The 19,164-nt window shown below is 60.3% G+C and carries 20 protein-coding genes; 11 read left to right on the top strand and 9 right to left on the bottom strand.

The window, feature by feature from the left end:
* The first annotated feature begins 8 nt into the window (after positions 1-8).
* The 3 genes from I1969_RS03980 to I1969_RS03990 all read left to right on the top strand — a co-directional run bounded on the left by I1969_RS03980 (position 9) and on the right by I1969_RS03990 (position 2,799).
* Positions 9-542, top strand: coding sequence for an LOG family protein (locus I1969_RS03980; protein ID WP_195233076.1), 534 nt, complete (start codon positions 9-11; stop codon positions 540-542).
* Between the two features lie 125 nt (positions 543-667).
* A complete protein-coding gene (locus I1969_RS03985; RefSeq protein ID WP_195233078.1) occupies positions 668-1,972 on the top strand; it encodes a chloride channel protein in 1,305 nt (434 codons plus the stop codon).
* Between the two features lie 35 nt (positions 1,973-2,007).
* A complete protein-coding gene (locus tag I1969_RS03990) occupies positions 2,008-2,799 on the top strand; it encodes an EFR1 family ferrodoxin (protein WP_195233080.1) in 792 nt (263 codons plus the stop codon).
* 15 nt (positions 2,800-2,814) lie between these two features.
* Here the strand turns inward: I1969_RS03990 and I1969_RS11225 are convergent, their stop codons facing one another.
* The 4 genes from I1969_RS11225 to I1969_RS04010 all read right to left on the bottom strand — a co-directional run bounded on the left by I1969_RS11225 (position 2,815) and on the right by I1969_RS04010 (position 5,748).
* Entirely contained in the window at positions 2,815-3,690 is an 876-nt protein-coding gene (locus tag I1969_RS11225) for an EamA family transporter (RefSeq protein WP_195233082.1), read from the bottom strand.
* Between the two features lie 68 nt (positions 3,691-3,758).
* Positions 3,759-4,466 (bottom strand): ABC-2 transporter permease, encoded by a 708-nt coding sequence (locus I1969_RS04000; protein ID WP_195233084.1) that lies wholly within the window; start codon positions 4,464-4,466, stop codon positions 3,759-3,761.
* Positions 4,463-5,344, bottom strand: a complete 882-nt coding sequence (locus I1969_RS04005) for an ABC transporter ATP-binding protein (protein ID WP_195233086.1) — start codon at positions 5,342-5,344, stop codon at positions 4,463-4,465. The genes I1969_RS04000 and I1969_RS04005 overlap by 4 nt, the downstream gene beginning before the upstream one ends.
* A gap of 23 nt (positions 5,345-5,367) precedes the next feature.
* Complete coding sequence (locus I1969_RS04010) at positions 5,368-5,748, bottom strand: GntR family transcriptional regulator (protein WP_195233088.1); 381 nt, start codon at positions 5,746-5,748, stop codon at positions 5,368-5,370.
* Between the two features lie 215 nt (positions 5,749-5,963).
* On the opposite strand from I1969_RS04010, the gene I1969_RS04015 reads away from it, so the two are divergent.
* The 3 genes from I1969_RS04015 (at position 5,964) to I1969_RS04025 (ending at position 9,146) form a co-directional block, all read left to right on the top strand.
* A complete protein-coding gene (locus I1969_RS04015) occupies positions 5,964-7,577 on the top strand; it encodes a peptide chain release factor 3 (protein ID WP_117820856.1) in 1,614 nt (537 codons plus the stop codon).
* Between the two features lie 156 nt (positions 7,578-7,733).
* Entirely contained in the window at positions 7,734-8,456 is a 723-nt protein-coding gene (locus I1969_RS04020; RefSeq protein WP_229028244.1) for a VUT family protein, read from the top strand.
* A gap of 9 nt (positions 8,457-8,465) precedes the next feature.
* Positions 8,466-9,146 (top strand): SDR family NAD(P)-dependent oxidoreductase, encoded by a 681-nt coding sequence (locus tag I1969_RS04025; protein ID WP_195233090.1) that lies wholly within the window; start codon positions 8,466-8,468, stop codon positions 9,144-9,146.
* Positions 9,147-9,196: 50 nt separating this feature from the next.
* Here the strand turns inward: I1969_RS04025 and I1969_RS04030 are convergent, their stop codons facing one another.
* Entirely contained in the window at positions 9,197-9,922 is a 726-nt protein-coding gene (locus tag I1969_RS04030; RefSeq protein WP_195233091.1) for a uracil-DNA glycosylase, read from the bottom strand.
* A gap of 87 nt (positions 9,923-10,009) precedes the next feature.
* Positions 10,010-10,912: a DMT family transporter gene (locus tag I1969_RS04035; RefSeq protein WP_195233093.1), complete on the bottom strand. Its 903-nt coding sequence runs from the start codon at positions 10,910-10,912 to the stop codon at positions 10,010-10,012.
* 158 nt (positions 10,913-11,070) lie between these two features.
* Here I1969_RS04035 and I1969_RS04040 point away from each other — a divergent pair, with 158 nt between their 5' ends.
* Positions 11,071-11,937 (top strand): LysR family transcriptional regulator, encoded by an 867-nt coding sequence (locus tag I1969_RS04040; RefSeq protein WP_195233096.1) that lies wholly within the window; start codon positions 11,071-11,073, stop codon positions 11,935-11,937.
* Positions 11,938-11,964: 27 nt separating this feature from the next.
* Here the strand turns inward: I1969_RS04040 and I1969_RS04045 are convergent, their stop codons facing one another.
* On the bottom strand, positions 11,965-13,347 hold the full coding sequence (locus tag I1969_RS04045; RefSeq protein ID WP_195233098.1) for an MATE family efflux transporter: 1,383 nt from the start codon (positions 13,345-13,347) through the stop codon (positions 11,965-11,967).
* 151 nt (positions 13,348-13,498) lie between these two features.
* Here I1969_RS04045 and I1969_RS04050 point away from each other — a divergent pair, with 151 nt between their 5' ends.
* Positions 13,499-14,314 (top strand): putative RNA methyltransferase, encoded by an 816-nt coding sequence (locus I1969_RS04050; protein WP_195233100.1) that lies wholly within the window; start codon positions 13,499-13,501, stop codon positions 14,312-14,314.
* 128 nt (positions 14,315-14,442) lie between these two features.
* Here the strand turns inward: I1969_RS04050 and I1969_RS04055 are convergent, their stop codons facing one another.
* Positions 14,443-14,844, bottom strand: a complete 402-nt coding sequence (locus tag I1969_RS04055) for a hypothetical protein (protein ID WP_195233102.1) — start codon at positions 14,842-14,844, stop codon at positions 14,443-14,445.
* 436 nt (positions 14,845-15,280) lie between these two features.
* Between I1969_RS04055 and I1969_RS04060 the strand changes: the two genes are divergently transcribed.
* Positions 15,281-15,985, top strand: a complete 705-nt coding sequence (locus I1969_RS04060) for a class I SAM-dependent methyltransferase (RefSeq protein WP_195233104.1) — start codon at positions 15,281-15,283, stop codon at positions 15,983-15,985.
* Positions 15,986-16,033: 48 nt separating this feature from the next.
* Here the strand turns inward: I1969_RS04060 and I1969_RS04065 are convergent, their stop codons facing one another.
* Positions 16,034-16,282, bottom strand: a complete 249-nt coding sequence (locus I1969_RS04065; protein ID WP_229025960.1) for a hypothetical protein — start codon at positions 16,280-16,282, stop codon at positions 16,034-16,036.
* A 125-nt stretch (positions 16,283-16,407) separates the two neighbouring features.
* Here I1969_RS04065 and I1969_RS04070 point away from each other — a divergent pair, with 125 nt between their 5' ends.
* Positions 16,408-16,896 carry a GNAT family N-acetyltransferase gene (locus tag I1969_RS04070; RefSeq protein ID WP_195233106.1) on the top strand — a complete coding sequence of 163 codons (489 nt, stop codon included), beginning with the start codon at positions 16,408-16,410 and terminating at the stop codon, positions 16,894-16,896.
* A gap of 261 nt (positions 16,897-17,157) precedes the next feature.
* Positions 17,158-19,161 (top strand): GTP-binding protein, encoded by a 2,004-nt coding sequence (locus I1969_RS04075; protein ID WP_195233108.1) that lies wholly within the window; start codon positions 17,158-17,160, stop codon positions 19,159-19,161.
* Positions 19,162-19,164: the final 3 nt, after the last annotated feature.

Raw genomic sequence — 19,164 nt, forward strand, 5'->3', positions numbered from 1 at the left:
GACCAAATATGAATATCACCGTGTATCTGGGTGCCAGTGCCGGCAATGATCCGGCGTTTCTGCCCGCGGTGCAGGAGCTGGGCAACTGGATTGGCGCCAACGGACACGCGTTGGTATACGGCGGGTCCAAATCGGGCCTGATGGGTGCGCTCGCCGATAGCGTGCTCGATGCTGGCGGACACGTGACGGGTGTTGAGCCGAGCTTTTTTATCGAGGCCGAGTTTCAACATGACGGTATCGACGACCTCATCGTGACGAGTGATATGGCCGAGCGCAAAGCCAAGATGATTGAGCTCGGCGATGCGTTCATCGCCTTTCCCGGTGGGACGGGCACGCTCGAGGAGATTGCCGAGGTCATGTCCGCGGTGTCGTTGGGGCACCTGAGTGCTCCGTGCATCCTGTATAACCTGGACGGTTACTACAACGACCTCAAGGCGCTGCTCGGGCACATGATTGATAAAGGGCTTTCGAGCCCGAGGCGCCAGCACGGCATCTACTTTGCCGACGATTTGCGTGAGATTGCCTCGATTATCAACGGATAAGTCTTGAGCCTGCTCCACTATGACTCCCAATGGTGCCGTTTGCGGCGCAGGTGGTTGGCTCGTTCGGGCAACGCGCGCTCTACAATAAAATGTATCTATGTCGACTTTGACCGCGGGAGGACCCGATGGATAACCTTGCCAAACCCACAAACCGCGCGCTGTTTTTGGTCAGCGTTGCTGTGACCGGTGCACTCGCGGGTGCTGCAGTCTGGCTATTCTTCTTTGCGATGGAGCACGGCATCGACTATCTATGGACTGAGATCCCGCACGCACTGGGCGTCGCTTCGCCCGAGCTCGCCAGCGGCCCGTTTGGCTTTTTGCCGTACCCGTTTTTCGTTTGCCTGTTGGGCGGCTTGGTGATTGGCCTATACGAAAAGATGACGGGCATCAAGACCGATGACCTCAACCAGGTGATGGCAAAGGTTAAGCAAGACGGGCGCTACCCGTACGACAACCTGGGCAAGCTTTCGCTCGCGGCATTGCTGCCGCTGCTGTTTGGTGGAAGTATTGGACCGGAGGCCGGCCTGACCGGCGTCATCGCGGGTCTGTGCAGCTGGGTCGGCGATCGCATGCGTCGCTTTGGCGCCGAGTTTAGGGAGCTCACGCTGCTGGGCACCCAGGCTGCTCTGACGGCGCTCTTTACCGCGCCCGTGTTTGGCTTTGTGGCGCCGCTTGCCGGAAGTGCTGACGGCCAGGGTGCCGGCGATGGTGAGGATTCCGAATCCGGTGAGATCACCATCAGGCTGCCCAAGGCGCAAAAGACCGTGGTTTACGGCATCGCGATTGCTGGCGGCCTGGGCACCTACCTGCTGCTCGGCCAGCTCATGGGCGGCGGCATGGGTATGCCGAGGTTCGAGGCTGCCGTGGTGGGCAATCTGGAGCTTATCTGGCTCATCCCTCTGTCGCTGATCGGAACAATCTGCGGCTGGCTGTACTTTGTCTCTGAGCACGCGAGCGAAGCGCTTGCTCATGCAATAGGGGCGCGCCCTGTCGTCAAAGCCATGCTGGCCGGTCTGGCGCTCGCCATCTGCGGCACGGTCCTGCCCTACACCATGTTTGCCGGCGAGACCCAGGCCGACGTGCTCATGGAGACCTATCTGACCATCCCCGCCGGCGTGCTTATCGCGACCGGTCTTGTTAAGGCCATGCTGACGCCCGCCCTCATCAACCTTGGTTGGCGCGGCGGTCACTTCTTCCCGGTTATCTTCTCGGGTGTGAGCCTGGGCTATGGCCTTGCTATCCTCACCGGCGCCGATCCGGTCTTTTGCGTCGCCGTCTGCACGGCATCGACGATGGGCGCCGTCATGCGCCAGCCGGTCATGGTCGTGGGCCTGCTGCTCATGTGCTTCCCACTCAAGGGTATCGTCTGCATGATCATCGCCGCCGTTATCGCCGCCGGCATTCCGCTGCCCAAGCCGCTGCGCAAGTAGCGCGGTTTTTCACGAGTCAATTCCAGGGGTACGAGATGATCCTGTACTTTAGCGCGACAGGGAACAGCGAGCATGTGGCGCGTCGCATTGCAGCGGCGACAAGCGACAAAGTTATGTCGATTGAGCGCTTTGATGCCGAGATCCTTCACCTTGCTGTGATGGAAGGCCCCTGTCGGCTGGGGTTTGTCGCCCCGGTATACGCCTGGGGCTTGCCGACGCCAATGATCGAGTTTTTGAAGACTGTCGACCTATCGGTTGCTGCCGGCACAAAGGGCGGCGAGCGCCCCTATACGTTCTATGTCTCGACATATGGTTCGACGACCGGGCAATCGGCCAAGTTCGCCCGCGATCTGCTACACGAGCGTGGGCTCGAGTTAGATGCGGCGATGAGCGTCAAGATGCCCGATACCTGGACGCCTGTTTTCGACCTGTCTGACCCTCAAAAGGTTGAGGGTATCAATAGAGCTGCCGAGGCGCAAATTGATGCCGTGATCGAGGCGGTGCGGGCACGCCGCACGGGCAACATGATGCGCCATCGCGTGCCTCTGTTTGCATCGTGCGCGTATCACGCAATTGGGCTGCCGCGCATGCAACAGACGAGCAAGTTTGCCGTCGATGCCGATCGCTGCATCGGCTGCGGCCTGTGTGCCAAGCGCTGCCCCATGGCGGCGATTGAGATGCGCGACGGCCTTCCCGTCTGGACAAAGCCGGAGTGCGCAGCCTGCCTTCGTTGCCTGCATTGTTGTCCCAAATTTGCCATCTCGCACGGTGAGCGCACGGCATCCCACGGTCAGTACAGGCATCCCAAGCCAGGTGTGAGGATGTAGCGGCTGCTGGCCGCGCTACTTCCAAACTGCGAGCGCGGCGGTGCCCAGTACGATGAGGGCGAGACCGATGACGCTGTGTCGTGAGAGTTTTTCGTTGAATGTCAGGCGCGCAAATAGTACTGATACGACAATCGATAGTTTGTCGATCTGCACCACGACGCTCACCTGGCCTGTGGCGATGGCGTAGTAATAGAGCAGCCACGATGCTCCGGTCGCGATGCCCGATGTTGCGAGAAATGTGAGTTCGCGCCGGTCAGCGTGCGCGACCTGATCCAGTTTTCCCTTGGCTGCCACGATCGCCCATGCCATAACCAGTACCACGCAGGTGCGGATTGCCGTGGCCAGGTTTGACTCGACGCCTTCGATGCCAACCTTGGCAAGGATGGACGTGAGCGCCGCGAACACGGCAGCGCCGAGGGCGTAAGCGAGCCAGGTCCGGTCTTGCTGCTGCTCGGGTCCGGCAGACTGCTTCTTCTCGATCATTAAAAACGTGCCGAGGGTGATGACAGCGGTTCCCACGAGCTTAACCGCAAGGTTGCTCGTCTCGCCAAAAAGCACGATGGCGATCAGTGCGGCGAGTACGGTGCTCATCTTGTCGACCGGTACGACCTTATTGACGTCTCCGATGCCCAGCGCCTTAAAGTAACAGATCCACGAAGCGCCGGTAGCGAGTCCCGAGAGGACGAGAAAGAGCCAAGATCTGGGTTCGATGCTGCCGATGGTTCCAATGGATCCAGAAATGCCCGCCATTGCCCAGGCGAAAACGAGCACCACGCAGGTGCGAATGGCCGTCGCGACATCGGAGTCGGTCTGCTTGATGCCGCATTTGGCCAGGACAGATGTGACGCCGGCAAAGAAAGCCGACACAAATGCTGCTGCGACCCACGACACGGGTTGAGCGCCTCCTCAAAAAAGACCACGCCAGATCTATGGCGCATGTCCAATGATACCGCGCTTGCCTATAGGTTGCGTGCCCAGTAGACCTTGGTGCTGATGGCGCAGCTGACAGCGCCAAGGACGACCGTTGCCAGCGCGGCAATTCCTGCGCACAGGAAGCCAAGAACGGAAGGATCGGGATTCGCCCCGGCAATCATCGACATGAGATGGTTGCTGATGGGGTTGAATGAGTTTAGCGTGACCATGATAAGGCACATGTATAGGGCGTATAGACCAACGGATAGGCGTTGCGCCTTCATGTGTTCAAATCGAAAGAACAGAGGCAGTACCAAAAACACCGCCATGAGGGAGAAAAGCATCGATATTGCCGAGGCGATTGCGGTCTCAAAGACGGTCTCTCCCGTGGAGGGGATACCCACGCTGTTTAAGATCGGGATGGCGACGATACTCAACAGCACGGCCGCGCACGTCATGATGACCGAGAAAATAGTGATGCACAGGTAGCGTGCGCTGACGATGTCTTTGCGTGAGATGGGCAGCGTTGCCCGATAGCGCTCCCATCCGTTTTGGTTGTCGAGCCCGGCCAGCGACGTCATGGCCATGATAGGCGACATGGCACTGATCGCGAAGGCGCCGGCGGCGCTCATATCGGAATCACCATTCGATGCCCTGACGGCGGTCAGCACGACGAAGATGAACAGGCCGACACCTGCGATGCTCGGGACGAGCGTGCGAACGATGGCAAGCTCGGACATAATGGCGCGTTTCATTTCAAAGCCCCTTTCAGCATGAAGCGAAGATAGTCATCAATGGTTGCCCGATCGCAGGGAATCTCGGGGAAGGCCTCGAGCACTTCGCGGTGGTTGGACACGAGCACGTCCACGCTGTAGGCGTGGCGGGCGGCGCGGGTGCCTTCGACGCAAGCCATGAGCTCGGCGGCCTGTGCCTGGGTGCAGTGGGCGATGCCGGCGCGGTCGGTAATGTCCTCGCGTGGCAGGTCAAACACAATCGAGCCGTTATCGATGCAGATGACGCGGTCGGCAGCACGATCGAGATCAGACGTAATGTGGCTCGAGAGCAGCACGCTGCGCTGGCCGTCGGCGACAAAGGCGAGCAGCTCATCGAGCAGTTCCTCGCGTGCCATGGGATCGAGGCCCGCGGTGGCTTCGTCCAAAACGAGCAGCTTGGCATTGTGGCTGAGTGCACAGGCAAGCTGCAGTTTCATGCCCATGCCGCGGGAGAGGCCCTTGACCTTTGTCTTGGGATCGAGGCCAAATCGGTTGATGAATCCGGCGAACGTTTCGCGGTCCCACGTGGGGTACGCCGGGCCTACGAGCGACTCGACCTGGCCCACCTTGAGCGTGGAGGGGAAGGGGCACGTGTCCAGGACAAGACCGACGCGGGAGCGTAGATGGCGCTGCGTTTCATCGGGCGCGTCGGCGCCACAGCGCTGCCCAAACAGGCGTACCTCGCCGGCATCGAGCTTGATAAGCCCGAGCGCGGCGCGAATGGTCGTTGTCTTGCCGGCACCGTTAGCGCCCACAAAGCCAACAATCTGGCCGGGCTCCACGGCGAGCGTGACATCACGCAGCGAAAAACGGTCGCTCACGCGGCGTGAGACACCTTTGAGTTCTAACAAGTTTTGCATGGTATAGCCTTTCTTGCAGATGGCTACTGCATGGTTTCGGGGGCTACCAGGTCGAGCATCTCGTGCAGTTTGTCGCGCGTGACGCCCAGGGCTTCGGCTTGTTCTGCCGCCTGCGTAAGCAGCTCTTCGATATGGCAGAGCTGGTTTTCGCGCAAGAGCTCTTGGTTGCCCTCGGCGACAAAACAGCCCTTGCCCTGCACGGTGCAGATAAACCCGAGCTGCTCCAGATCGGCGTAGGCGCGCTTGGTGGTGATGACGCTCACGCCCAGGTCGCTCGCGAGTGCGCGGATGCTGGGGAGTTTGGCTCCCGCGGCGAGCGTGCCCGAAAGGATTTGAGCTTTGACCTGCGAGGATATCTGCTCGTAGATGGGCTTGTCGCTCGAATTGGATAGGATAATGTCCACAGCGGCTCCTTAGCTGTTGGGCTACACGTGTATATAACCGGTAAGCACAGTATATATACACTATGCACAGTTATGCAAGAGGCAAATGCTGATTGGGCCAGCTACCCAGGCCCCAACTGATGAATTTGTCCTGATAGGCGCTCTAGAGCGAGGTTTCGCGGCTACAATAATGCGGTTACAACGACGTAATGCACTCAATGCAAGAAAGGATCCGCATGGCAAGCCTGTCGGATGAAATCTCGTCGCGCCGCACATTCGCGATCATCAGCCACCCGGACGCCGGTAAGACCACGCTTACCGAGAAGCTGCTGCTCTATACCGGCAGCATCCAGACTGCCGGCTCGGTCAAGGGCAAGAGCTCGGCCAAGCATGCCGTCTCGGACTGGATGGACATCGAGAAGGAGCGCGGCATCTCCGTCACCTCCTCGGTGCTGCAGTTCACCTACAACGGCGCCTGCGTCAACATCCTCGATACCCCCGGTCACCAGGACTTCTCGGAGGATACCTACCGTACCCTTATGGCCGCCGACGCCGCTGTCATGGTCATCGACGGCGCCAAGGGCGTCGAGGCCCAGACCAAAAAGCTCTTTAAGGTCTGCACGCTGCGCCACATTCCCATCTTTACCTTTGTGAACAAGCTCGACCACGAGGCTCGCGACCCGTTTGAGCTCATGGAAGAGATCGAGAACGTCCTGGGCATCAATACGTATCCCATGAACTGGCCGATCGGCAGCGGCCGCAACTTCCGCGGCGTGTTCGATCGTCAGACGCGCCGCGTTATCGCCTTTGAGGGCGACGGCCACGCCAATGCTACCAAGAAGGTCGCCGAGGTCGAGGCCGAGTTGGGCGATCCTTCCATGGATGAGCTCATCGGCGAGGAAAACCATAAGAACTTGATGGACGACATCGAGCTGCTCGATGGCGCCGGTGATGAGCTCGACTTGGATGCCGTGGCCTGCGGCAAGCTGAGCCCGGCGTTTTTTGGCTCGGCGCTCACCAACTTTGGCGTGGAGCCCTTCCTCAAGGAGTTCCTGCGTCTGGCCCCGACGCCGCGTGCCTATACCGATACGCTCACCAGCGAGCCGGTCGATCCCTGCCGCGACGACTTTAGCGGCTTTGTGTTTAAGATCCAGGCCAATATGGACAAGAACCACCGTGACCGCATCGCCTTTGTGCGCATTTGCTCGGGCAAGTTCGAGCGCGGCATGGATGCCTTCCACGTGCAGGGCAACCGCAAACTCAAGCTTGCCACGGGCACGTCGATGATGGCCGATGACCGCGCGATTGTTGACGAGGCGTACGCGGGCGATATCGTGGGCCTGTTCGACCCGGGTATCTTTAGCATCGGTGACACCGTGTGCTCTGGCAAGCGCCACGTGCAGTATCCGCAGATTCCGACGTTTGCCCCCGAGATGTTCGCTCGCATTACGCAGGTTGACACGCTCAAGCGCAAGCAGTTCGTCAAGGGCATGGAGGAGCTTGCCCAGGAGGGCGCCATCCAGATCTTCCGCGAGCTGGGTGCCGGCATGGAGAGCGTCATTGTGGGCGTGGTCGGCGTGCTGCAGTTTGAGGTGCTCGAGCGCCGCCTCAAGGCCGAGTACCGTGTTGAGGTTCGTCGCCAGCCGCTGCCCTATACGGACATTCGTTGGATCCAGAATGACCCCGATACCATCGATATCCCGGCTCTTTCGCTCACGCGCGACACGCTGCGCGTCGAGGACATGCGCGGCGGTAAGCTGCTGCTGTTCACGAGCCCGTGGAACGTGGATTGGGCAACTGACCACAACCCCGACCTTATCCTGTCGGAGTTTGGCAACGTGGCCTTTTAACGCATCGGTGCGGTGGCCCTGCGGGGCTGCCGCGCCGTTTGCTTGCCTTATGCCGTGTGAGCGGCTATTATACTCACCGTCGTCTCAAGACCGGGGCGTCCGAGCAGTTCGGGTCCGATATCCTGCTCGTTAAACCTAAAACCAAAGGAGTACATAATGATCAAGAAGGTCATGGAGGACTACAAGGTCCTGTTGCGGAGCATTCCCGCGGCAACGGTTTCGCTGTTTTTCGTGAGCGTCATCATGATGAACCTGCTGGCCAACAAAGAGCTCATCAGCCTGCCGTATCTGGCGCTCGACTGTGGCTTTGTGGTGAGCTGGGTTTCGTTTTTGTGCCAGGACATGATCTGCAAGCGCTTTGGCGCCAAGGCATCCATCAAAATCTCTATCCTCGCGCTGCTGGTCAACCTGGCCGTGAGTCTGTGCTTTTGGGCATGCTCGCTCACGCCCGGCATGTGGGGCGCCTACTACGACACGGGCATGATCGAGGTCAACACTGCCCTTAACGCCACCATCGGCGGCACTTGGTACGTGGTGCTGGGCTCTTCGCTGGCAATGCTCGTTTCTGCCGTGGTTAACTCCACGCTCAACCAGTCGCTCGGCCGCATGCTCAAAAAGAATAATTTTGCGAGCTTTGCCTTTCGCTCCTATGTGTCCACGGGCATTGGCCAGTTTATCGACAACTTGGTCTTTGCCATTGTGGTGAGCCACACGTTCTTTGGTTGGACCTGGGTGCAGGTCCTTATGTGCTCGCTGACCGGTGCTGTTGCCGAGCTGCTGTGCGAGGTCTTCTTGAGCCCCGTGGGCTACAAGGTCGTGCGCGGCTGGGAGCGCGAGAATGTGGGCTCCGAGTACCTCGAGCGTCACGCAACCGCCTAAGGAGCAAGTATGCGGGTTTTGATCACGGGCGCTTCGGGCGGTATCGGAGCCGCGTGCGTGCAGCGCTTTTTGGATGAGGGCCACGAGGTCGTGGGCTTTGATCTGCTGTCGCCGGCGATCGAACACGAGCGCTACCGCCATCTGATCGTTGATGTCCGCGAGCCGGACTCGTTTCCAAGCGACCTTGAGCCCCAGGTGATCGTGAACGTTGCCGGTACGCAGGATTCGGCCGACGACATCGCCGCCAACCTGTATGGCACCATCAACGTGACCGAGCGCTACGCCTTTGCGGGGGAGGGGCTTGCTGCCAAGCCGGCATCGGCTATCAAATCCGTGGTCAATGTGGGGTCGGCGAGCGGGCATACGGGATCGGAGTTTCCCGACTATGCCGCCAGCAAGGGCGGCGTTATCGCCTACACCAAGAACCTTGCAAACCGTCTGGCGCCGCAGGCTATCGCCAACAGTGTGGACCCGGGTGGCGTTATCACGCCGCTCAACCGTTGCGTGATGGAAGACGAACACCTGTGGAACCAGATTATGGAGCTCACGCCGCTTAAACGCTGGGCTACCGCCCAAGAGATCGCCGAGTGGATCTACTTTGTGGGCGTGACCAACCGGTTTATGACCGGACAGAGTCTGTTGATCGATGGCGGCGAGGCCGGCCGCACACAATTTATTTGGCCCGAATAGGAAACGCGCCCGATGGAAAGCCGTCGGGCGCGTTTTTGATGTATCGATTTTTAGCCGAGGCAAGTCCAGTCGACGGGGGTCGAGCCGTGCTGTTCGAGTAGCCGATTGGCAGCAGAGAAGGGGCGCGACCCCATAAAGGCGGGGAGTTCTGCCGTGGCACGGTTGGCCGAAAGCGGCGAGGGGTGCGTGGATGCCAGGCAGAACTTGCCGGTTGCCTTGCCCGCGCCGGTCGCGGCGAGCTTACCATCGACCATCTGCTGGGCAAAGCGGCCCCATGCCAAAAAGACGACCGGTTGGGGCAGCTGACAGCAGCGTTCGATAATGTAGTCGGTGAGCGTGCTCCAGCCCAGTTTGGCGTGCGAGTTCGCGGCATGCTCGCGCACGGTGAGCGTAGTGTTGAGGAGCAGGACGCCCTGTTGTGCCCAGGGGGTCAGGTCTCCCGTGGCGGGAATGGGGCAGCCCAGATCGGCTTTGAGTTCCTTATAGATGTTGCGCAGACTCGGCGGCAACTTGGTTTGCGTCGCGGGGACCGAGAACGACAACCCCATGGCCTGGTTGGGTCCGTGATAAGGGTCTTGACCCAAGATGACAACTTTGACCTGGTCGGCCGGCGTGTAGGCGAGGGCATTGAGGATGTCGTCTTGTGCCGGGTAGATGGTTTGCTTGGCACGCAAAAGGGCGATGCGCTCGAGCAGCCGGTTCGTAGTTTCACGTACCGGCCGCGGCGCATCGCCCAACCAAGTTGCTATGTTGCGGTCGCGGGTTGCGGTGTCCATGGGGCTCCTTTATGGCAGATGCTCTGTTGACATCTATTGTAAAGGCGTCTGGAGATCTTTATGCCGCGGCTGCATAAGGAGTGGGGTCTACGAGACGTGCTCGGGCGCTCCTGCCATGCGGGCCTGTCCATGTGCACGAAGGCGCGGAAGCTCGACGGTTGCCGCCATGACGCCGGTGAGGATGAGGGCGGCGCCAAAGAAGGCGATGGGACTCAGGACCTCGCCGACCAGGAAGAACGAGAAGACGGCGGAGCAGACCGGCTCGAGCGAGAAGGCGAAGCCGGTAGTCTCGGCGGGCACGTGGGGCTGCACGAGCGTCTGGGTGATAAAGCCGTAGGCAGAGCAGATGAGTGCGAGGGCAACGACGACCACGATCTCGCTGGGCGTACTGGGAAGCGTGAAGCCGCCAAAGGTGAATGCGGCGATGCCCGAGAACAAGCCGCCAAAGCCCAGCTGCCAAACGCCCAGAGCAAGCGGATCGACTTCTTCGACAAACCGCTTGGCGACAATGATGTGTCCAGCGTAGATAAAGGCGGAGAGCAGCATGATGAGCGCGCCCGGGTTCAGGCTGGTAAAGTCGGCGCCCGAGAGCAGCAGCATGCCGCAGGTGACGATGGCCGTGCCGATGAGCACCTTGCGCTCGGGGGCGCGACGCAGCAGGGCGGCGTTGGCAAACGGCACGATCACGACCGTCAGGCTCTGCAAAAAGCCGGCGGTGGAGGCGGAGGTGAGGCTGGAGCCCAGGCACATGCAGGTGAGCTCGGTTGCCATAATGGCGCCGATGATGGCGGCGCGGACCATAAGGTTACGGTTGATGCGCAACGCGTGCTTGTGGAAGAGCAGCAGGCAAGCCGCAAAGGCGATGATGCAGCGCAGCGCGACGATGCTCGTGGCGTTCATGCTGTCCATGCCGATCTTCATAAGGGGATACGAAAAGCCCCATGCGACGGGAACGGAAAATGAGAGCGCGATTGCTTTTTTGCGATCCATGGGACTCCTTTTGTTACAGAACGGTTTCGCAAAAAGGATTCTGCTCCCAGATGTGGATGTAGTAAAGCGAATGTATCTTCAGTATGATTAAGAAATGCTAATGTTGACAGAAAAAGCCCTGGCAAAACGTTTTACGGCAACATCGATGGGGAGGCACGATGGCATCGCGGTATCAGATTGTATGTATGGTGGTCGATTGCGGCAGTCTGAAACGTGCGGCGGACGAGCTGGGCTATACGCAAAGTGCGGTGAGCCAGGCCGTCAAGGCGCTCGAGCGCGAGCTGGGTACCACGCTTATCGAGCGCGGTAAGCAGGGTGTGTCGCTTACGCGCGATGGCAAGCAGTATCTGCCGTATCTGCGACAGATCGTAACTGCTGAGGCCGAGCTTGAGGGCAAACGTCAGGAGTTGCTGGGACTCTCCTCGACTGATATTCGTATCGCGACGTTTACCAACGTGAGTCGTACCGTGCTGCCGCGTGTGATCCGCGACTTTGGTGCGCTGCACCCGGGCGTACGCTTTACCCTCAAGCAGGGCGATTACACGCGCAACGCTCAATGGGTGCACGATGGCGTGGTTGACTTTTGCTTTACGGCGCGCGGGTTTACCGCTGGGCTCGAGAAGCGCGTGGTCTATCACGACGAGTTGGTGGCATTGTTGCCGACCGCGCATCCGCTGACGGCAAAGGAAAAGGTGACACTTGCCGACCTGGCGTCCGAGCCGTTTGTGCTGCTGGATGAGGGCGAACAGAGCCTGGTGCTCGATGCATTCGCGGCGCATGGGCTGTCGCCACACGTGACGAGTGAGGTAACCGACGACTACACAATCATGGCGATGGTCGAGGAAGGCCTGGGCGTGAGTATGCTTTATCGCCGTACCGTTGAGGGCGTGCAAGCCGATATCCGTGTGCGGCCTATCGTGCATGCCCCCTCGCGCGACGTGGTGGCCGCCTGGCGCAGCTGGGACACCATGCCCATCGCCACGAGGCGCTTTATCGACTATATGAGCTCGCATATTGTCAATTAATGACTGGCGTGGCGTTGAGTGCGGTGTTTAGCGGGCTGTCGCTTTGGCTTGGGCGGCGCGATAGGTGCGTGCCGGGTGGCAGAGTAATACCGCCACGACCATAAAGAACGCCGTGGTGCCCAGGCTGATGGGGTAGACCATCATGATGTTCGCAAAGGTGCGGAAGTGCGGGAACACGCAGAACACCCAATAGAAGCGGATGCCGCAGACACAGATCATGGTGATGAGGGCGGGCATGAGCGAGATACCAAAGCCGCGCAGGTAGCCGGACATGTTTTCGTAGAACATGCTAAAGGCGTACGCCGGGAAAATCGAGCACACGCGGATATAGCCGATCGAGACGATGTTGGGATCGCTGTTGAACAGCGACAAGATCTCGCGTCCCAGGCCGACAATAACGATAATCGTGGTGAGGGCAACGATACCGCCTTCGACCAGGCAGACCTTAAGCGTTTTGGTGCAGCGGTCGATCTGGCGAGCACCGTGGTTTTGTCCCACAAAGGTGGTGCAGGCCTGGCTAAAGCTGTTGAGCAGGTTGTAGCACACGTACTCTAGGCTCATGGCGGCGCTCGATGCCGCCATGACCTCTGTGCCCAGGCTGTTGATGGCGGACTGGATGATGATGTTGGCGACGGCAAAGACGGCGCTTTGGATGCCGGCGGGCAGGCCGATCTTGACGATGCGCTTGAGGGCGACGGGGTCGATAGCCAGGTCGCGTGGGGTGACGCGGACGACGGAGTCGGTCTTGAGCAGGCGGATAAAGAGTGTAGCGGCGCTGACGGTGTAGGCGATGGCGGTGGCGATGGCGACGCCAGCGACGCCCCAGTGGAGTATGGGGACAAAGATGAGGTCCAGGCCAATGTTGAGGACGGTGGACACAGCAAGCGCCTGCAGCGGCATGCGGGCGATGCCGACGGAGCGGAAAATCGCGGCCTCAAAGTTGTAGAGCAAGATCGAGGGCAGGCTGAGCAAAAAGATGCGCAGGTAGAGCGAAGCGAGCGGCATGGTTTCGGCGGGAACATTGAGCGCGGCGAGCATGGGCTCGGCAAAGATCTCGCCCAGCGCGATGACGACAAAGCCCACGAGCGCCATTAAAATTGAGGTATGGACGGCGCGTTTGACCATGTTCTGATCGTTGCGGCCGATAGCGTTGGCGATGACCACGTTGGAGCCAAGCGACATGCCAATAAACAGGTTGAGCATAAGACTGGTAAGCGGAACATTGGAGCCGACCGCCGCCATGGCGAGGGTTCCCTGGTCGCCCGAGAAGTTACCGATGATGACCGTGGCGATGAGGTTCGACAGCTGCTCCAAGATGCTCGTGGCGGCCACGGGGAAGGCGAATAGGGGAATATTGCGCCACAGCGAGCCGGTGGTCATGTCAATGTGCTTAGATGCGGTATCAGCCATACGCTCTCAATCTCTAACATGCTCTTTCGTGCTTATTTGCGCAGATGATGATACTCCTAATCGACTAGTCATTCAAGAACGTCCCCAATGACTAGGTGGGGAAGGCGTGCGACAATGGTGAGCGTTGTGTTGTTCGCGCTAAGGAGTTGCCATGTTGTTGTGTCCCGTTTGCCATGAGCCGTTGGTGGACGATGAGCGCGGTGCTGCGTGCGCGGGCGGACACCGGTTTGACCGTGCTCGCGAGGGCTATCTATATCTGCTGCGCTCGTCCAAGAGCGGCGACTCCATGGGCGATCCCAAGTCACAGGCGCGCAGTCGTCGTGACTTTCTGAACCGCGGATACTATGCGCCGTTGCGCGATGCGATGGTCGAGTTGGTGCGCAAGCAGGTGTCTGGGCGTGCCACGTCTACGAATGGCCCCATGACGCTGCTCGACATTTGCTGCGGCGAGGGCTATTACACGAGTGCCATGGGCGCGGTGCCGGGCGTGGATGCCTACGGTTTCGACCTGGGCAAGGAGATGGTACGCCTGGCTGCCAAGCGCGGCGATGCGACCTACTTCGTGGCCAACATGAAGGACATCCCCGTGGCCGATGGCGCCTTCGATATGGTGACCGAGCTCTTTGCTCCCTTTAACGAGCGCGAGTTTGCCCGCGTGCTGGCGCCCGAGGGCTCGCTTTACACCGTGGTGCCGGGCGCCCGTCATCTCTTTGGTCTCAAGGAGGTACTCTACGACACGCCGTACCTTAACGATGAGAAGCTGCCGAAGACCACCGAGCTCGAGTTAGTCGGAACGCAGCGGGTGTCTGCGAACATTACGCTCCAGACGCAGGCCGACATTGAGGCGGTGTTCCAGATGACGCCGTACTACTACCGCACGCGCCCTGCCGACAAAGAGCGACTGGCAAACCTCGATACCCTTCAGACCGACATCGACTTCATCATCGCCGAGTACCGTCACAGCTAACAACCTGCCAAAAAGGGACAGGTTTATTTTGGCAGGTTTTATCTGGGCAAACGTAAAGGGCCGACCGCGGAGATGCGCGATCGGCCCTTTTTAGTTGCTTGGCTGCAGAGCTTATGAGAAGCGAGCGCTTACAGGCGGTCCTTGTTCTCGGCCTTAACGGCGTGCGCCTGCTGAACAAAGAACAGGTCGTACACCACGATGACAAAGGCGACGATATTGACGGAGCTGCCGCCGAGCGCGGGAAGCGTGAGCGCGGCCTGGAGGAGCGTGGCTGCCGCGGCGACGATGCCGAGCTTAAACGCGCCATCCACCTGCGAAGGCTTGTTGGCGCCCTTGATACCCGCAACACCTGCGGCAAGGTCGACAAGGCCCTTGGCGACCAGCACGACCGCGGCGAGCATGGCGTTCGACCCGTACGTGGAATCGAGGTTGCCAGTCGCGATGCCGGCGATTCCAATGACGAGACTGGCGATGCCCAGAACAAAATAAATCAGGGCAAGGATTTTGAGTGTCTTGCGAGCGGCGCTCATAGCTGGTCCTTTCGATGCGGGCGCGGAGAATCTGTCGCACCCAGGTTGCGGCACATATCGTGAAGCACATTGTAGTTCAACGGGGCGATGCATGCGTTTGAAAGCGTTTCTTGCCCGTACGGTCCAACCTTTCAAAAAGGAAAGCTGGACGTAAGCCAAATCGATGGCAGCTCATGTGCGGCGCTGAGATGATGAGGCCGTAACAAGGAGTTGGTCTCAAGGAGGAGCCATGATGTACGGAGCAGGGCAAGTGCGTGAGCCGCGATCGTTGGGAAGGCGCATGAGTGATTCTGTGATCGCTGCCGTGTGCACGGGATTGATGGCGGTGCTTTGCATTGGGATGCTGTGGGCCATGTCGCATGTGGGACAATAGCGGACGGTTGGGTGCCGGCATAAACGGCGCTCACGTATTCGTTTTGCTTGTTAAGGAGTACCCATGGGCGTCGTCGATCCCTTTTCTGTTGCTCGGGCCGCGGGGCTTGAGCTGACCGGGAAGCCCGAGGGCCTCACGCTCACCGACGGCACGATGGAGCTGCGTGCCGATTTTGGCCGCATGCTTCCACGGCTCAAGCAGGGCCGTCTGCAGCAAGAGCTGTTGGTGAAGGCTGCGCGCGCAAAAGGCATCGAGAGCCCATGGGCGATTGACGCCACGGCAGGCTTTGGCGAGGATTCGCTGCTGCTGGCGGCCGCGGGCTTTACCGTCGATCTGTATGAGCAGGATTGCGTGATCGCGGCGCTCCTCAAGGATGCCCTGGATCGCGCGGCAGATGATCCGGCGCTTGTGGCTGCCGTGTCGCGCATGCGCTTACATGCGGGCGAGGATAGCATTGCCGGCCTTCGCCATACAGCTGAGCTGATCGGGCAGGGCGAGCTCACCGCTCCTGACGTGGTGTATCTGGACCCCATGTTTCCCGGACGCACCAAGAGCGCGGCGGTTAAAAAGAAGTTCCAACTCTTGCATCATCTGGAACAGCCGTGCGCCGATGAGGAGACGTTGGTCGAAGCTGCGCTTGCGGTGCACCCGCGCAAGGTCGTTATCAAGCGACCGGTGAAGGGGCCACTGCTTGCCGGCGTTAAGCCGAGCTATCAACTTGCGGGCAAGGCCGTTCGTTACGATGTTTTGGTGCCGCCGCGCCCGTAGCTTGCGTGCGATGGCTGGCGCTCCGTCAATGCCGTGCCGATGCGGCGCCTATTTCCAAGGGTGCGACGTCAGGTGCCATCCACCGCAGTATTCGCATTTGTAGCAGGCCAAACCGCGCCGCCCGCGGTTTTCGCAGTCGGCCATAACGGCCTCGGCCTCGGCGCGCGTGTCGTAACGGTTTTTGCGCTCGCACGACTTGTAGCGCCAGGCCTCATCGCGCTCGGCGTCCAGGGCGTCGCGGCGCTCGTCCTCGCGTGCAAACAGGTCGCTCATATCGCCGCCGGTGGCAGTGCTCAAAAACTCGCTTTTTGCTTTTGACCAGGCGGCTCGCTTTTTGCTCCCCATCTGCATCGCGCCCCTCTCCAAACGTTGGTATCATTGCTCAATCAAAGTGATACCAATAAACGTGAGGTCGCCGCGTGATGATCAGAAAAACCCTCGATACCGACATTCCCGCTGTCATGGCTATCTATGACGCGGCCCGCGCCTTTATGCGCGCGCATGGCAACGCCACACAGTGGCCCGAGGGCACGCCTTCTGCCGAGCAACTGGCTGCCGATATCGCCGCCGGTGGCAGCTATGTGTGCGAAGTCGATGGCCGCGTGGTGGCGACGTTTGCCTTTTTGCCGGGCCCGGACGAGTGCTATGACGTAATTGAGGATGGTCAATGGCGCAGCGACACTCCGTACGCCGTGCTGCACCGTGTGGCGTCCGATGGCACCGTGCACGGTATCGCGGCTGCGATGTTTGCCTTTGCCAAGGAGCGTGCCGATCACCTGCGCATCGACACGCATCAGGACAACCTGCCCATGCAGGGCGCGAGTATTAAGGCGGGGTTCGAGCGTGCCGGCGTCGTGTATGTGTCGGACGGCACGCCGCGTGTTGCGTTCGACTGGCTGCGTGAGGCGTAAGAGTAGGGGCACGTGTCAACAATTCGCACGAACGAAAATGGTCCCGGGTGGGGCCATTTTCGTTCGCTGCGCTGATTTGCAAGCCGGCTTTCGCAAGGCGCGAACCTACGAAAATCGCCGCGCGGCAACGCAGGGCGATGAGCTTGGTCGGGGGATAGGGCCCGCTTCGCCCGCCGGCTCGTAAATTGTATCATCCAGTGTGGAACGAGGACGCCCGTTGCCGCGTGCGATGGGCTTGTAGCTTGTAATAAGAGGAGAGCCATGTCGAAGCAGGCAGTCGTTGGAATCTTGGCGCATGTCGATGCCGGCAAGACCACGTTGGCCGAGGCCATGTTGTTCAACGTGGGTCGCATTCGCAAGCGCGGCCGCGTGGACGATGGCGATTCGCATCTGGACACTAACGCGATCGAGCGCGAGCGCGGCATTACGATCTTCTCGTCGCAGGCCGTGCTCGACCACGGCGATACCCACGTCATGCTTGTGGATGCGCCCGGCCACGTCGATTTTTCGGCCGAGGCGGAGCGCACGCTGCGCGCGCTCGACTATGCGATTTTGGTTGTGGGTGCCAACGACGGCGTGCAGGGGCACACCGAAACCCTGTGGCGCCTGCTTGCGCGCTATGACATTCCGACGTTCATCTTTATCAACAAAATCGATTTGGAGAATCCCGGCCGCGATGTTTTGCTGGCACAGCTTGGGCAACGTCTTTCCGAGGGCTGCCTGGATGCCAGCGAACTGTTGGTGGGTGGTGCCGTTCAGGAGGACGCTGCTGCGTTGGACGAGGCGGCGCTCGAGGAGTTTCTCGACGCAGGGGAGCTTTCGACTGCCACGCTTTCGCGGCTGGTCGCAGAGCGAAAGTTGTTTCCCTGCTTTGCGGGCTCGGCGCTCAAGGACCAGGGTGTGGCAGAGCTACTCGACGGCATATGCGCTTTGATGCGCGAGCGAACATGGCCCCAGGAGTTCGCCGCGCGAGTCTACCGCGTGAGTCGTGGAGACCGTGGCGAGCGTCTTGCCTGGGTCAAGGTGACGGGCGGTGTACTGCGTGCAAAGCAAGTTGTCGAGGGATGCTCTGGCGCCTCCACTTGGGAGCAAAAGATCGACCAGGTGCGCATCTATAACGGCGAGAAGTATGAGCTTGCCCAAGAAGTTGCTGCTGGCGGTATTTGTGCCGTGACGGGCCTTGCGCACGTTCGCCCAGGGGATGCCTTGGGGGCGGAGCCCGTGGGCGATGCGCCTGTCATCGCTCCGGTCCTCACCTATACGGTGCTTCCGGGCGAACACGATGTCCACGCGGTGTTCAAAGCACTGACAGAGTTGGCGGACGAAGATCCCATGCTCGGCGTAAGCTGGAACACTCATCTTGAGCAGATTCATTTACAGCTGATGGGCGCCGTGCAACTCGAGGTCGTGCAGCGGGTGTTGGCCGATCGCTTTGGCCTTTCGGTTGCGTTTGAGTCTGGCGGCATTCTCTATAAGGAGACTATTTCGCAGCCGGTCGAGGGCGTGGGCCATTTTGAGCCGCTGCGCCACTATGCCGAGGTACATCTGCGCCTGGAGCCGTTGCCAGCGGGTTCGGGCGTGCAGTTTGGCACCGTGACCTCGACCGACGAACTCGATCTTAACTGGCAGCGTTTGGCACTCACCAACGCCATGGAGCGCGATCACCTGGGCGCGCTGACCGGCTCGCCCATCACCGATGTGTGCATTACGCTCACGGGCGGCCGTGCGCATGCCAAACACACCGAGGGCGGCGATTTTCGCCAGGCCACGTACCGCGCGATTCGCCAGGGGCTCATGCAGGCGCGTGAGGCTGGCGCGGCGGTGCTGTTGGAGCCGTGGTATCGCTTTGAGCTCGAGGTGCCGGGGGAGTGCGTGGGCCGGGCACTCTCGGATGCCACGCGCATGGGTGCCGAGTACGAGCCGCCGACGATGGCGGGAGACCGGGCGAAGCTTGTGGGTCGCGTGCCGGCATCTGAGGTGCAGGATTACGCGCTGGAGGTGGCCGCCTATACGAGTGGTCGTGGGCATCTGTACCTAGAGTTCGCCGGCTATGCGGCTTGCCATGATGCCGAGCGCGTCATCGAGACGGCCGCCTATGAGCCCGAGGCCGATCTGCCCAACACGCCCGATTCGATCTTTTGCTCCCACGGCGCCGGTTACACGGTCAAATGGTACGACGTCCCCGAGGCAGCCCACGTAAAGGTCGATCCCTCCACCTTCCGCCCCTGGCGAGCAGCAGACGCCGAGTTTTTCGGCCACATGTGACAG

Origin of the sequence: Collinsella aerofaciens (genome assembly GCF_015548375.1) — a bacterium.
In the GTDB taxonomy this organism is placed as follows: Bacteria; Actinomycetota; Coriobacteriia; order Coriobacteriales; family Coriobacteriaceae; genus Collinsella; species Collinsella aerofaciens_AB.